This window comes from Cellulosilyticum sp. ST5 (genome assembly GCF_046529625.1).
GTDB classification, from domain to species: domain Bacteria; phylum Bacillota; class Clostridia; order Lachnospirales; family Cellulosilyticaceae; genus Cellulosilyticum; species Cellulosilyticum lentocellum.
The window spans coordinates 151,733-165,534 of the sequence record NZ_CP132338.1 but is presented as its reverse complement, the minus strand read 5'-3'; the positions used below and the strand labels follow the sequence as shown (position 1 = coordinate 165,534).

Genomic DNA, 13,802 nt, shown 5'->3' with positions numbered 1-13,802 from the left:
GTGATACCTCCTAGTGCTTTTTATTTTGTGTCTTTGCTTTTGTTATTGTGCTATACTATTATATCATTTTAGCACCTATTCGTTTGCTTTCAAAGTACATTCTACTTATTCTTACCTCTATTTGCCTTATATAGCCTCAACTCAATCTAGATTATATGCAACTATGCTTTTTATGAATTATAATCCAATACCCCTATACCCTTTAAGTTCTCAGTATGACTTAGCAAATCACCAGGTGCAATAAAATATTCTCCCATTTCTATAATCTTGTTTATAGTATGAAGCACTTTGACTTTGTCAGTAGCAATTTCCACTTCATTCTCTAGTGCTTTCTCACTGTTTTCTCCTCCTATTATCCCTTCTTGAATGGCGCCAATTCTCTCACCATATACTTCATTTAACAAGTGACAAAACTGATAAATCGTAATGACTAGTTCTTCTGTTAATTCAGCGTTCTGATTGCTGCTACAACTTACTGCTTTAACCTCTTTTATTTCATGATAAAGCATTTCATAAAGTACTTCTTTTTCTTCTATCCGTTCTTGCTCTACCTGTAAAGTATGATTTGCACCAGCTACTAATTGCTTTTCTAACTGATCATAATGATTATCTATATAAGTTGCTACTGCTTTTAAAAGATTTTCTTTTCCTTCATCTTTTAATACAATCTTAAATTCTTTAGCTGCTTCTTTCCCGGCTTCTATCATTTCTTCTTTTGACTTTCCTGCTGCTTCGGCTGCAATAGTTGCTTCTAATGCTGCTTCTTTACTAGCTTGCAAATAGCAATGATAAGCAAATTGTGAGCAGTGCATAGGAAAATTTGCCTTACCATCTTTTTGATTTAAAAAGGCAATCAAAGCGCCCATGGCTAACTTAACAATTTTTGTGATAATGCCTTGTGCTTTTAAAGAATAGGTTAAGTCTTTAATCACTAAATAGATAGCTACACAAGGTAGTGCACTCATAGGATAAGCTAATTCTACCTGTGCATAACGATCTGCTATATCTACAACTTTAACTAGACTTTTTGCTGTAGTATCCATGCGCATAATATAAGTGGTTCTAACTTTCCTGCTTTCCGAGTTCCTGATGTCCACTACTTGCGTATGAGGCATATTTTCTTCTACTATATATCCGTTAGTATAATAACTAATAGAAGTATGACTCACTGGTGAGTTAGTAATCAGCGCTATTAACGAAGACTCCCAATCTGTTTCAATGGCTGAAAATAATAAAATATCACCTGGTCTTAATTGCTCCATTTTTACACTTTGTTCTACCTGCATTTCTTTCTCCTCCTTTTTCTTTAAAACCCCTTATTCTTACTGATTAAAGAAAAGCTTCATTTCCTTTACCTTATTACGGCTTATAGGAATAACGTCCTTGATTTCTTTAAAGTACATATCATAGGTATAATTAATACGCGGCTTAAAACGGTCAACCTTGGATAAATTAGCTAGATAACATTTATGTGTTCTAAAGAAAGCTCGTTTATTCAGTTTTTCTTCATAAAAGTTCAAGGTCTTATTACCCTTATAAATTTTATCTTTTGTATGAATAAACAAACTACCTTGTAAGGTCTCTATGTAAAAAATCTCATGATAATTAATAAGAATAATATTTTCCTCATCATATCCACAAATCATTTCTAAGTCATAATGGTATTCATCACTTAACTGATTAAGGGACTGATTTACCTCTCCCGTATACTTTTTAAGCCTATCTAGTGATAATTCTAGTCTTTCTTTAGTATATGGTTTTAAAATGTAATCTATGGCACTTAGTTCAAAAGCTTTTACAGCAAATTCATTATAAGCTGTTACAAAACAAACCTTAATATCTGAATAAAGTCCTGTTATTTGTTCAGCAATATAGATGCCACTTATATTAGGCATATCAATATCTAAAAAAAGTACATCACAAGGATTTTTTAGTAAATAGGCTAAAGCCTTACAAGCATCGTTAAATACAGCCTTGATCTCTATCTCTTGATATACCTGTAACTGATATACTAAATAGTCTGTTGCATTGATCTCATCATCTACAATAACCACTTTCATCTTGCACCTCCAATGGCAGATTAAATGCTACCTCTGTTCCTTCTTCTAATCTACTATTTATAATTAACTGCGTATGATAGCACTTAGATAGTCGATAATTTACATTTTTGAGTCCAATACCCGCATCTAGCTCTTCTCCTCTTATCACTTGAATCATACGGTCTTGACTCATACCCTTCCCATTATCTTTGATTTTAAAATGAATTTCTTTATCTTTTTTTTCTATTGTAATGTGAATATGCATTAATGTAGATTTAAAACCATGCTTAATAGCATTTTCTACTAATGGCTGTATAATCAAGGGTAAAACGGATGTTTGTAGTAACATCTCATCTACTTCTATGGTCAATTCTAATAAACCATTTAATCTATTTTTTTCTAGATTCACATAGGCTTCCACTAGTTCTAACTCTTCTTTCAAGGAATAAAAAACGGCTTTTCTATAATCAAATTTGTACTTTACTCTTAAAAATTGACAAAAACTATACAATAATTTTTTTGCTTGTTCAGCATTAATATGTATTAAGTAATAGACGTTGTTTAATATATTAAAAAAGAAATGTGGTGAAATTTGAGCCTGTAAAAAAGCAATCTCCATATCTTTTGCATGCTTAGACTGAATAAATGCTTCATCAACGGTACTAGCTAATACATAAGATTGACAGATTAAAAAAATAAGCACTCCTAATATATAGAAATTATTATTAAAGATGGGCTCTTTAAAATAGAACTGACTATTTAGAATCTCAATGATACATCCTAAGTACATCATACAAGAACCTATTAGTAGTGTATAAGCATACTTTCTTTTGACTATAATGGCTTTTATAATTAAGATTAAATAACATATAAAATTAACTAACAAGACTGATATATATACAGGTTTACTATATACAACGGTTAGATTAGAGGTTACTAGGATAAGCCCTACATAAATGAGATTTATGGCTCTTATGATTCTATAAAATTGTTTGTGGTATAGGTTCGGATACATATTCCAAATAAATTGCTGCATCGCTATAACTTGTACCATATAAGCTAAATATTCTATCTTTATGGCCATACCTAATGGTAGCTTTGGAAATATGTAAAATAGGATCCCTCCATCAATAATGGTGCCTAATAACATAGATGCCATACAAAACATACCTAAATAGGTGTAATTATACCGATTATGCATTGACTGATTTAATAAAGTTAGATAAAACCCTATACCAATAAACATTCCTATAAAAAGAGCACTCTTAATCACATTTAACGTTTCATAATCATATAAAGTACTTTGTGTGGATAGCAAAATACTCCTCATCATCCCACCATTAGTACAGTGATAATTAGAAACCTGAATAATCAATTCCACTTCTTTTCCTTCACTAAAAAATGGAATCAGCCTATTTTTCCAGCTTGCCCTCTCTTCTTCTTTTGAAACCCCTACCTTACCATTTTCACAAACTTGCTCACCATTAATAAATACACGATAGGCACTAGATACAAATTGAAGTTTTAAACAATACTGTTCTGGCTTAGGTAGTTTCAACTTTAATCTATAGGTTAGAAACGTCTGTTTTTTAATGGCTTCCTTCTTTATTTCTGTTTTTCCCCAACTACCAGGGACTTGTATATAATCATCAGCTCTAAAATCCTCATTCTTTAATAGATCAGGATAAATCTCCCATTCTCCATCTAGCTTCACAACCTTTTCTGAAAAATTCTCGGATACTAAATCCATATACCCCCTAGTAGCTTCTCTTTTCTCAACAGTTATACCAGTATAAGATAAACAAATTATCATTACTGTTAATAGTGTTATAATGACTAACAAGAAAAATAACTTACTACTATTTCTATGTTTTTCAGAAAATCTTTTCATTAGTTAATAAAGCCTACTTTCCATTTTTTAAATATTATATATTAAAACAAATGATTTTTTTGTCGAAAATAGTCTTCTCATCCTTACCTGTCATTAATTTTCACCACTCATGTCAATAATTCTTTCCTACAGCCCCTATTTTTTCTCCTTAAGGAAAATCCACCTATCATCTTCCTTTTTCTATTATGCTAACTATATCAAATCAATCTTAAAGGAGTTGAAAATAATGAATCAAACAGAACAACAAAATTTACAAACTGTAGGGCTTCTAATGAATAATCAAAAAGGTGGGACTATCATTGTTAGAAACACTGGGGGTTATGTTGCTAAATTTACTGTAAGCTACAAGCTTAATGGTCAAGAAATCTCAACTACTACAGATGGTTTTACAGCTGGTGTTAATAAACATATTGATGTCCCCGTAGGTGCAACTGATATTCATCTTGTTGTATTAGAAGCTTGGTTTATTGCTTCTTGGTCTACTATCTTCTCACAAACCTTTGCCGAACCCGTTGATAAAAAATATGTTGTTAGTGGTACCACTTTAAACCCTTCTTGGCACGAAGAATAATTCATATGTGTTTAATCAAGTGAGATAAGTTACTTATATTTATAACTTCAAAAAGCCAATCTATAAAAGTTTTACGTCTTTTTAGATTGGCTTTTTGAACTTCCTTTTCTATTTCCTTTTAATATTTCTTTGACGAGTGCATAAATATAATATCCTGCTTTATTTCAGCTATACCTATATCGATTTACGAAATAAATATCTCTTTCTATTTTATAGGAAGTTGTAAACCTTCTATAAATGTCATTGCTGCCGAAGATAGCGGTACACTTTTCAAATAGCAAGCGCCTATATACCTAGATGGAATTTCCTCTTGTAATTTTAAATGATATAATTCTTTCTTCTCTAGGTATTCTTCTGAAAACTCCTTAATCACGCATGAAATGCCTAATTCAATCTTGGCGAATTCTAGAAGTAAATCGTGAGCACCTAATTCAATATCCGGTCTCATTTTTACGCCCTTCCTAAGCATAAACTGCTCTACATACCTTCTAGAAACAGAGTTCTGATCTAATACAATGAGTGGCAAGTCACTTAATTCTTCAAAGCTAAGTGGCACTTTAGAACGCTGCTTATAGCTCTTACCACCTACAAAAATATCATGTACTTCCATGCAATTTCTCACTTCAATCTGGCTATCGTCAATAGGTAAGTTACATATGGCTAAATCAATGGTTCCTGCCTTGATTTTATCACATAGCTTAGTTGTTGTACGATTAATGATTTTAAGTTTTATAGAAGGATATTTCTTATGAAAACTTTCTAAATAAGGTAAAAGATAATATCTAGATATGGTATCTCCTACGCCAATCTGCAATTCACCAGTTAAAAGATTTTGAGTTTCTAATAGCTTCTTCTCCCCGGCCTCTATTAACTTAATGGCCGAATGTGCATATTCATAAAGCAACTCTCCCTCTCTGGTTAATATTACCCCCTTAGCCGTTCTAGTAAAAACTCTAGCCTTTAGCTGCTCCTCTAATTGCATAATAGCTTGACTTACTGCAGGTTGCGTAATATACAAATTCTTGGAGGCCTTAGAGAAACTTTGACACTTAGCTACTTCTATAAATATCTTATATAAACCTAATGGTACTGACATATAACTTCTCCTTATATCTTTTATCATTACTATTTATTTTACTTATATCATAGTTATGGTGTATAGTACAAGAGATGAGTTTTTTAAAAATACAGACTTAAGGAGAGATTTTGAAATGGAAAGAATGGTAGGAACTGTTGTTAGAGGGCTTCGTGCACCCATTATTCGTGAAGGTGACAATATTGCAGACATCGTCGTAAATAGTGTGTTAGCAGCTTCTGAAGCTGAAGGTTTTAGTATTGAAGATCAAGATATCGTAACCGTTACAGAAGCAGTTGTGGCTCGTGCTCAAGGAAACTATGCTTCTGTTGATGCCATTGCAAAGGATGTTGCTAACAAATTTGGTGATCATACAATTGGTGTCATCTTCCCTATTCTTAGTCGTAATCGTTTTGCCATTTGTCTTCGTGGTATTGCAAAGGGCGCTAAAAAGGTTGTTCTTATGCTCAGCTATCCTTCTGATGAAGTAGGCAATCACCTTGTAGACCTAGATCTTTTAGATGAAAAAGGAATCAATCCTTGGACAGATGTATTAACAGAAAAAGAATTCCGTGACTTATTTGGTTATAACAAACATACATTTACAGGTGTTGATTACATAGATTACTATAAAAGCTTAGTAGAATCTTGTGGTGCCGAATGTGAAGTTATTTTCTCTAATCAACCCAAAACCATTTTAGATTATACTAAGCATGTGCTTACCTGTGATATCCATACAAGAGTTCGTACTAAACGTATTTTAAAAGCTAATGGAGCAGAAACGATTTATGGCTTAGATGATATTCTATGTACATCTATGGACGGAAGTGGCTATAACGAAGCTTATGGTCTTCTTGGTTCTAATAAAGCTACAGAAGAAACTGTAAAGCTTTTCCCCCGTGACTGCCAAAGTGTAGTAGACCGTATACAAACTATACTTAAAGAAAAAACTGGTAAACTAGTAGAAGTTATGGTTTATGGCGATGGGGCTTTCAAAGATCCTGTAGGTAAGATATGGGAATTAGCAGATCCAGTTGTTTCTCCTGCTTATACAAAAGGACTTGATGGTCAGCCTAATGAAGTTAAGCTTAAATACTTAGCTGATAATGACTTCGCTAATTTAAGCGGTGATGCCCTTAAAGAAGCTATTTCTGATTATATTCGTAATAAAGAAGCTAATCTTGTAGGCAGCATGGCAGCTCAAGGTACTACTCCTAGAAGATTAACAGACCTTATCGGTTCACTTTCAGACTTAACTAGTGGAAGTGGTGATAAAGGTACTCCTATCATCTTCATTCAAGGTTACTTCGATAACTATACAAAATAATAAATTCCCCTCTAGAATGCTATCTCATTATTCTAGGGGGTATTATATACTTTAACTATCGCTAAATGTCCGTCTCAACATTATATAACATTCTTATCTTTATTATGGTCCTACCTAGAGTTCTTGAATAAATACATACTTTTTAGTCATCTCCATCATCTAAGAAAGGGTATTTATCAATTATACATCTAATATTTTTTAACTTATTGCATAAACATATATTAAGCAGCTTTATAAGTACGGTGATATTATGAAAATGGAAAATGTAAAAACAAGCTTTTATACCATGGACGACTGTATTCCCTGTACTCACTATATTAATTTTACTGGTAAGATACTCGTTATTAAGCCAGATTGTCTAGCTCCTGGAAGTCAACAGCCTGCTTATCAGCTTTTTAAATGTTCTTTTGAAGGTAATTATCCTTCATCCAGGAAAAATACAAGATTGATAGGCACTTATGCTATTGATCATTGTCCAGAAAATGCTCTTCATCGTAGCAATATTCTAGGCATTCTTAAGCCTGAATTAGTAGAAGCACTTGAACTATAAAACAAAATAAATAAGTCGGAGATCCATTTATTACCGGTCTCCGACTTATTTATTGGTGAAGCTACCTATTAGCTTAATAAAGATCCCGTTTTTCTGACAACTTTAAATATAAGAATATCCCATGTTATCAATCACTTGCTACTAATTATTTTTCTAAAATTATAGCTCCAACTCATCTCTTAAGTAACCTTTTTCTAGTAAAAAGGTTACTAATACTAAGACTCCTACATCTAATAGTCCCCTTATAAGCATAACACCTAAAGTCCCTTCTATTACTAGTACTATAAACCCATTAAACCATAGCCAGTTTAATCCTATTGTTACTCCCATTAGATGAATGGCTTTATTTTTATACTGCTGAAAGATAGGTAATAATAAAACATAACTAACCCCAAAGGTTATACCCATGACCAAATTCCAAAAAACACAAGGCCACTTACATGCTTCATATGCACTAGCCACTATTCCTATTTCATAACCTACAATACGTTCTAAAAAGAAGGCTTGTGCAATCACGATCACTGTTACTGTTTTCTTTTCTAGAGGTAGTAAACATTTTTTATTATTTTCTTTCCGCTCCAATAATAAGCTTAGTAATACACAAAGTATGAGTACTGGTAAGAAATCTCCTAATCCTATTAAAAATTGGTGCTTTACAAATTCTAGGGTAAAAGAAGTTAGATCTGGAGTAATTTCCAGCATTCCTACTTGATATAAAAGTCCAAAAGCAAGACCAAAACGCACACCAATCTGCCATTTATTTAAGCTTGCTTCTTTTCCATAACGAAAAACACTCATACTACAGTGGCAATAAAGCACAAGAAAATATAAGCAAGCCACCACTGGGAAACCAAATTTCTTTACTAATATACTATTTAGTTCTACCGAGTTCAAATCTGCTGGTAAAATTGCATGACCTATAATAGCTAGTATAACACTTAACAAAATGATGCCCAAAATAAGTGCTCCCCTTCGTACCTTCTTCATTACCTCATCCCCTTTTGTAATAGATTGTTGTTGCTTATTGTAACTCAATCAAAATTTGTCCGGGCATTTATGATGATAATCCACCTCTCTCAATGACGCTCAAATAACCAAATTAAATCATCGACAAATAGCCATATTAAATATTCCCCACTTTTCATCACCATAAGTAAAAATATCTTTGTGATAAGTTTCTGTAACAAATCCAACTTTTTTGTAGCAGGCCTCTGCCACTGGATTTACATCAAATACGCCTAAAGTCACTCTCTTTACTTTGAGTATTTCAAAAGCATATTTCACCCCTAAGCTTACCATCTCTACGCCATAGCCTTTTCCTCTTATATTAGGATCCACTATAATAAAGCCAAGATGTACACTATTTTTCTCATAGTCTGCCATCCTCATCAAAAAGTGTCCTACTGGTATTCCCTTATCATCTAAAGCTACAAAAATCCAGCCGAATTCATCCTCTTCATACATCTCTTTATAATTTTTTAGTTGCTCTACTGACAAAGGATAGTCGAACTTATCTGCACTCCACATTTTGAAACTTCTTTCATCTTTTAGCCAGTTCACTAAATAAGCTGCATCTCTCATTTTAAATGGTCTTAGTCTTAACATCTTATTATCCCCCTCTTTTATATGTAATCTACTTATCAATCACACTCTCTATTCTAGCTTGTATCTTAATAAAGGAATAGCTCTTCCATCTATCTCCGAGCTTACCCTTCCTATAACTTTTGCTCCTTGTTTTTCATAGAAAGGTATCACTTGCTCACTTGTTACAAACTCCATTTCTAAAATGCCTTGTGCCTTACACCAACTTAATAAATCCTTCCACAGAAGTTTACCATTGCCTTTACCGATATGCCCTACTTCTATATAAAAATACTCTAACTCAAGTTTTTCTCTATATCGTTTAGCTCCCCAAAAGCCTGTAATTTCACCTTCCACCTCTAATACTCGTACTTCATATTGCTTAATCGACTCTGCTGTTATATTGTATTTTTCTTTAAATATATCCATGTAAGATTGATTATATTGCCAATATGCCTCTGATCCATATGCTAATTGATCTAATATCTTATATTCACTATCTAATGCGCTTCTACAAATACTATTATTCATATGACCACCTCTTTTAAATTACTTTATCTCTATGACCATATTTCCAATATATCTTAAGTCTTTTAATTTAAATATCCCAAAACTAACATTCACTTAAGCTAATCTTAATATAGCTGACACAATAAGTAAATATTAGGCTGAATATTTGGAACAACAGAGTGGCAACAAATAAAAAACTGACTTAAGAATCATCATAGCTTCCTAAATCAGTTTTATACATTATCTTTTTATTCTATTAATGACACCTATCGCAAGGATCATATTTACCGCTTTCACTTATGGTTCCACTTAAGATAGTTTTGCTATTAACTAATGCAGAACAATCTTTCGTTGTATGATAACTTTTTCCTTTTGGTGTCCAATAAACAACCTCTGTATTTCCTGTACTTTGATTTATATTATTTGAAGCAGTAGTACTATCTGAATTATCATTTTCTGAGGTAGTATTACTTGAAGTAGTATTACTTGAGGTATTGTTTGAGGTATCACTTTGTGAAGTACTTGCTTTAGTATCACTTCCTGATGTGTAGCTTCCTATTTTACAATCGGTTACTAAGCCTTTTCCTGTTGATTTAAAAACAATGGTACCGCATTCATCGCTTCTATGTACCTCTGTACCTTGTAAGTTTATCATCGTTTCTCTATGTGGATGACCATATTTATTACCTGCACTACATAAGATGACGCTATAAGTTGGATTTACTTTTTTTAAGAACTCCTCCGTTGTACTACTACTTGAACCATGATGACCTACTTTTAATAAATCTACCTTTGAAAGCTTTGGTAAAAGCTCTTCTTCTACTTCTTTCTCTGCATCACCCATAAATAACATTTTATCTTCGCCATTGACATATTCAATGACTAAGGATTGATTATTTGTATCATCCCCGCCATTGGTATTCATGACTGTAAAGTAAGAATTACCTAATGGAAACTTACTGTCTTCTAAAGGTACACTAGGACTTAATCCTTTATCCATGGCTGCATTAATAAAGTCTCGATAAGTCTTGGTCTCAGCATCACCATTAGCTACTAATAGTTGCTTCACTTTATAAGACTCAATGACTGCATCTAAGCCGCCAATATGATCTGCATGAGGGTGTGTAGCTATGACATACTCTAGTTCAGTAACGCCCTGATCTTTTAGATAGCTAACAACAAGCTGCTCATCATCATTGTCCCCACCATCAATAAGCATCGCCTGATTTTCTGCCATAATTAAAATAGCATCTGAATTCCCTGTATCTATAAAATGAATCTCAGCTTCGGTTACTTTTTCCTGTGGCATCTGCTCCTGAGGCGCCTCAGTTGCTACAGTACCATCCTGCATTTCTTCTTGTGGAGTAGGGGTTTGTTCCACCTCTCCTGCCACTTCTACTGATGGATTTTGTGACGGATTAGTATTACAACCTGTCATTCCTATAAGAGATAAGCTTAATAAGAGATAAAAAGCATTACGCTTAATAAAGTTATGATATAATTTTACCTTCTTCATATTTCCTCCTCATTCTACATATTCACCTATTTTACATCATTTTACTCGTTTTATCAATTTGCTCCTTTTTAACTTTTCTTGGGTGTAAAGAGGTTCATTCACTTGAGTCCCTTGTAGGTCAATCAATGGAACTACTTCACTACTTAATCAGAATTAGACATGGAAATATTTTGCTCACTAAAAAAGTGGCTTTCCTTTAAAAGCAATGTCATTAAGTTAACATTGTGATAGAAACGCATCCCTAGGAAAAGAAGTTGAAGATTTATTTCTTCAGCTTCTTTTTCTATTTCCAGGTACCACAAATAGACAGATTTGCATCTGCCTCAAAATTTATATTCTTTTACAAAGATTTATGCTACTCTATAAAGGAAGCCATGAAAAATCTTAACAATTAAGTTTCGTTCCCTATGCCTATCAGGTCTTATAGGAATGAGATTTTTTGCAATTATGGCTTCTACATCAGGTGATGTTGCTTTTCCATGATAGAATAACCTACACATATGCACTGCAACTGAGAAATTTGCTTTATATGTATGCTTTCTTTGCTTTTTTTCAATGACTACGTGGGAGGTAATCATTTCTGCAAAGTTATACATTATCATATGTGCATAGATTTCTTGTTGGATACACATCACCTTTTTTGAATGAAAATCTAACATTCCAATCGTATATTTCAAATCTCGAAAAGATGTTTCAATCCCCCAACGAGAAGCATACAGTTTTTTTACCTCATCAGGAGGATACTTTTCACTATTTAGATTTGTAACTATTGTTTCATAGGAAGTTTCTGAAATAGGAAATCTCACTATTCGGAAGTGTAATTCATAGAATTTAGCAGGTTCAGATTTCTTGTTTTTAAGTGGTAAATAATCAAACGGTTGGGCTGAAGAAACACTTCGATAATGATTTTTGTCTTTGAAAAGTTCTTTGACTGCATTCGTTTTCTTTCTTGTAAGTTTTAAAGAAATATCAATATCAAAACAGTCTGTTTTGGGTAAATCCAATCCATTCTTTATACCATTAATTCCATCTTTGACACGAATAAGAAAGAACCATCCTTTTTCTTGAATGTGAGCCATGCTGTTGAAAGATTCATAACCTCTATCAGCTATCACGAGTGCTTTAGGAATTTCAGAACGATCAACCATTTCTTGTAGAGCGTTATGTTCATTCTTTTCTTTAGATTTTTGTATTATCACATCATGATAAATAGAATAATTTATATTATACAACGCATTTATATGCAGAAGATTATATGATTTTCTTCCATCTTTTCCAGAATGAAATGAATTTAAATCATCAGGATTGGTAGGAATCTGTACATCAGACCCATCAACAGCAAGTATGGGCATATCTTCATTAAAGTTATCTATAAGTTTACTTGAAAAGCCGTCAAATATCTTCTTAAACGCTTCGGGCTTTATCTTTTTCCTCTGCTGAACAAACGCAGAAGAAGTGGGTGTATCTGCAGATGCACCAAATAGATCTAATAATTCGTTTGTAAGGCTCCCACTTCCCATTCCAATAATTCCAGCTAAAATTTTATTCATGGGCAATTTTCTTTTGCGTAAAAAATCACTACCTGGATTGGTACAATAATCTTGCGGATTGTCAGCTAACTTTTGGATTTCATCTACTAAAAGCTTTTTAATTTGTTTGGGTTTCATATGTGTCCTCCTTGTAACTAAGTTTCCTTTAATTACAAGGGCCGCTCTCACTACCTCTTTATTCAATCAGTAGTGAGAGCGGCCACACATTTTCTTTGTCTTGTCAACTACTTTTTCAAAAAAAGATCTCTATACCATTTGATTGGTATAGAGATCTTTTTTCGTCATCTTAACTTAATGACATTGCCTTTAAAAGCCACTTCTCTTTGGTATATTGTTTTCTATTAAATAAGAATCTGTAGTTCTTGACTATTTCATGTGATTCTTAAAGTGTAAAATCATTTCTGAAGTAAGAGTGATACCATCACCTTCTGGCGAAATAGCTTCCCTTTCCATCCAAACACCCTCTGATAATTCATCTTCGTCTAGCTTAATCTCGTTACTACCATCTACTTCTGCAAAATAGCCTAAAAGCAAATCACCTGCAAACCCCCATGGTTGACTTTTATAGTAGCGAATATTTTTTACTTTAAGCCCTACTTCCTCCATAACTTCTCGCTCTATGGTTTTTTCTGCCGCTTCACCAATTTCACAAAAACCAGCTACTAAGGCATACTTTTTATAATCTCTCCCTGCATATTTAGTCATAAGCAGTTTATTGCCATCGGTTACACCTACAATAACTGCTGGCGAAATTCTAGGATAAACCACATTGCCACAGGCATTACAGCATAGGGCTCTTTCCATTCCACTATGTACCATAGGTTTACCACAGCAACCACAAAATTGATTCGTTCTATACCAATTAAATAAATGATATGCTGTGACAGCTGCAAAGGCTACATGTTGTGGCTTAAGCGTTCGTAATAAATTAATGTTTTCAAAGCTATAGCCCTCTATGATTTGTTGCCCTTTTATATCTGCTAAATAATACTGCGCATCATCTATGGTAAATAAGTAAATGAATTTAACTTCCTTATGTGCTAAATCCTCATATTTTGGGAAAGTTATTTCTCCTTCATGCTTTTTTACAAGTACATCTCTTCCTGCAAATATAAAAGTTATATCTCCTTGAACCGGTGCATTATAACTATATTCATTTTGAAAGTGATGTGATCTTAAATCTTGTATCATC

13 protein-coding genes are annotated in these 13,802 nt (G+C 33.1%); 3 read left to right on the top strand and 10 right to left on the bottom strand.

What is annotated here, in order from left to right:
* Window positions 1–170: 170 nt before the first annotated feature.
* The 3 genes from QTL86_RS00795 to QTL86_RS00785 are packed head-to-tail and all read right to left on the bottom strand — an operon-like array spanning window position 171 to window position 3,930.
* Window positions 171–1,286 (bottom strand): hypothetical protein, encoded by a 1,116-nt coding sequence (locus QTL86_RS00795; RefSeq protein ID WP_410496213.1) that lies wholly within the window; start codon window positions 1,284–1,286, stop codon window positions 171–173.
* Window positions 1,287–1,322: 36 nt separating this feature from the next.
* Window positions 1,323–2,060, bottom strand: coding sequence for a LytR/AlgR family response regulator transcription factor (locus tag QTL86_RS00790; RefSeq protein WP_410496212.1), 738 nt, complete (start codon window positions 2,058–2,060; stop codon window positions 1,323–1,325).
* Window positions 2,038–3,930: a sensor histidine kinase gene (locus QTL86_RS00785; protein ID WP_410496211.1), complete on the bottom strand. Its 1,893-nt coding sequence runs from the start codon at window positions 3,928–3,930 to the stop codon at window positions 2,038–2,040. Before QTL86_RS00785 ends, QTL86_RS00790 begins: the two co-directional genes overlap by 23 nt.
* A 226-nt stretch (window positions 3,931–4,156) precedes the next feature.
* Between QTL86_RS00785 and QTL86_RS00780 the strand changes: the two genes are divergently transcribed.
* Window positions 4,157–4,501, top strand: a complete 345-nt coding sequence (locus tag QTL86_RS00780) for a thiol-activated cytolysin C-terminal domain-containing protein (RefSeq protein ID WP_190283400.1) — start codon at window positions 4,157–4,159, stop codon at window positions 4,499–4,501.
* Between the two features lie 205 nt (window positions 4,502–4,706).
* Here the strand turns inward: QTL86_RS00780 and QTL86_RS00775 are convergent, their stop codons facing one another.
* Complete coding sequence (locus QTL86_RS00775; protein ID WP_410496210.1) at window positions 4,707–5,597, bottom strand: LysR family transcriptional regulator; 891 nt, start codon at window positions 5,595–5,597, stop codon at window positions 4,707–4,709.
* A 115-nt stretch (window positions 5,598–5,712) separates the two neighbouring features.
* Here QTL86_RS00775 and QTL86_RS00770 point away from each other — a divergent pair, with 115 nt between their 5' ends.
* Entirely contained in the window at window positions 5,713–6,903 is a 1,191-nt protein-coding gene (locus tag QTL86_RS00770; protein ID WP_410496209.1) for a coenzyme F420-0:L-glutamate ligase, read from the top strand.
* Window positions 6,904–7,159: 256 nt separating this feature from the next.
* Window positions 7,160–7,453 (top strand): hypothetical protein, encoded by a 294-nt coding sequence (locus QTL86_RS00765; RefSeq protein WP_410496208.1) that lies wholly within the window; start codon window positions 7,160–7,162, stop codon window positions 7,451–7,453.
* A 159-nt stretch (window positions 7,454–7,612) separates the two neighbouring features.
* Here the strand turns inward: QTL86_RS00765 and QTL86_RS00760 are convergent, their stop codons facing one another.
* The 6 genes from QTL86_RS00760 to nudC form a co-directional block, all read right to left on the bottom strand.
* Window positions 7,613–8,440: a hypothetical protein gene (locus QTL86_RS00760; RefSeq protein WP_410496207.1), complete on the bottom strand. Its 828-nt coding sequence runs from the start codon at window positions 8,438–8,440 to the stop codon at window positions 7,613–7,615.
* Window positions 8,441–8,557: 117 nt separating this feature from the next.
* A complete protein-coding gene (locus QTL86_RS00755; protein ID WP_127067520.1) occupies window positions 8,558–9,058 on the bottom strand; it encodes a GNAT family N-acetyltransferase in 501 nt (166 codons plus the stop codon).
* A gap of 48 nt (window positions 9,059–9,106) precedes the next feature.
* On the bottom strand, window positions 9,107–9,565 hold the full coding sequence (locus QTL86_RS00750) for a GNAT family N-acetyltransferase (RefSeq protein WP_127067521.1): 459 nt from the start codon (window positions 9,563–9,565) through the stop codon (window positions 9,107–9,109).
* Between the two features lie 235 nt (window positions 9,566–9,800).
* Window positions 9,801–11,060, bottom strand: coding sequence for a ComEC/Rec2 family competence protein (locus tag QTL86_RS00745; RefSeq protein ID WP_410496206.1), 1,260 nt, complete (start codon window positions 11,058–11,060; stop codon window positions 9,801–9,803).
* 350 nt (window positions 11,061–11,410) lie between these two features.
* Complete coding sequence (locus tag QTL86_RS00740; protein WP_127065015.1) at window positions 11,411–12,727, bottom strand: IS4 family transposase; 1,317 nt, start codon at window positions 12,725–12,727, stop codon at window positions 11,411–11,413.
* A 249-nt stretch (window positions 12,728–12,976) separates the two neighbouring features.
* Window positions 12,977–13,801, bottom strand: a complete 825-nt coding sequence (gene nudC, locus QTL86_RS00735; protein WP_127067523.1) for an NAD(+) diphosphatase — start codon at window positions 13,799–13,801, stop codon at window positions 12,977–12,979.
* Between the last annotated feature and the right edge of the window lies 1 nt (window position 13,802).

Excerpts from the sequence above, each read along its gene's own strand:
- QTL86_RS00795 (WP_410496213.1), bottom strand. The coding sequence starts at position 1,286 with ATGCAGGTAGAACAAAGTGTAAAAATGGAGCAATTAAGACCAGGTGAT.
- QTL86_RS00790 (WP_410496212.1), bottom strand. The coding sequence starts at position 2,060 with ATGAAAGTGGTTATTGTAGATGATGAGATCAATGCAACAGACTATTTA.
- QTL86_RS00785 (WP_410496211.1), bottom strand. The coding sequence starts at position 3,930 with ATGAAAAGATTTTCTGAAAAACATAGAAATAGTAGTAAGTTATTTTTC.
- QTL86_RS00780 (WP_190283400.1), top strand. The coding sequence starts at position 4,157 with ATGAATCAAACAGAACAACAAAATTTACAAACTGTAGGGCTTCTAATG.
- QTL86_RS00775 (WP_410496210.1), bottom strand. The coding sequence starts at position 5,597 with ATGTCAGTACCATTAGGTTTATATAAGATATTTATAGAAGTAGCTAAG.
- QTL86_RS00770 (WP_410496209.1), top strand. The coding sequence starts at position 5,713 with ATGGAAAGAATGGTAGGAACTGTTGTTAGAGGGCTTCGTGCACCCATT.
- QTL86_RS00765 (WP_410496208.1), top strand. The coding sequence starts at position 7,160 with ATGGAAAATGTAAAAACAAGCTTTTATACCATGGACGACTGTATTCCC.
- QTL86_RS00760 (WP_410496207.1), bottom strand. The coding sequence starts at position 8,440 with ATGAAGAAGGTACGAAGGGGAGCACTTATTTTGGGCATCATTTTGTTA.
- QTL86_RS00755 (WP_127067520.1), bottom strand. The coding sequence starts at position 9,058 with ATGTTAAGACTAAGACCATTTAAAATGAGAGATGCAGCTTATTTAGTG.
- QTL86_RS00750 (WP_127067521.1), bottom strand. The coding sequence starts at position 9,565 with ATGAATAATAGTATTTGTAGAAGCGCATTAGATAGTGAATATAAGATA.
- QTL86_RS00745 (WP_410496206.1), bottom strand. The coding sequence starts at position 11,060 with ATGAAGAAGGTAAAATTATATCATAACTTTATTAAGCGTAATGCTTTT.
- QTL86_RS00740 (WP_127065015.1), bottom strand. The coding sequence starts at position 12,727 with ATGAAACCCAAACAAATTAAAAAGCTTTTAGTAGATGAAATCCAAAAG.
- nudC (WP_127067523.1), bottom strand. The coding sequence starts at position 13,801 with ATGATACAAGATTTAAGATCACATCACTTTCAAAATGAATATAGTTAT.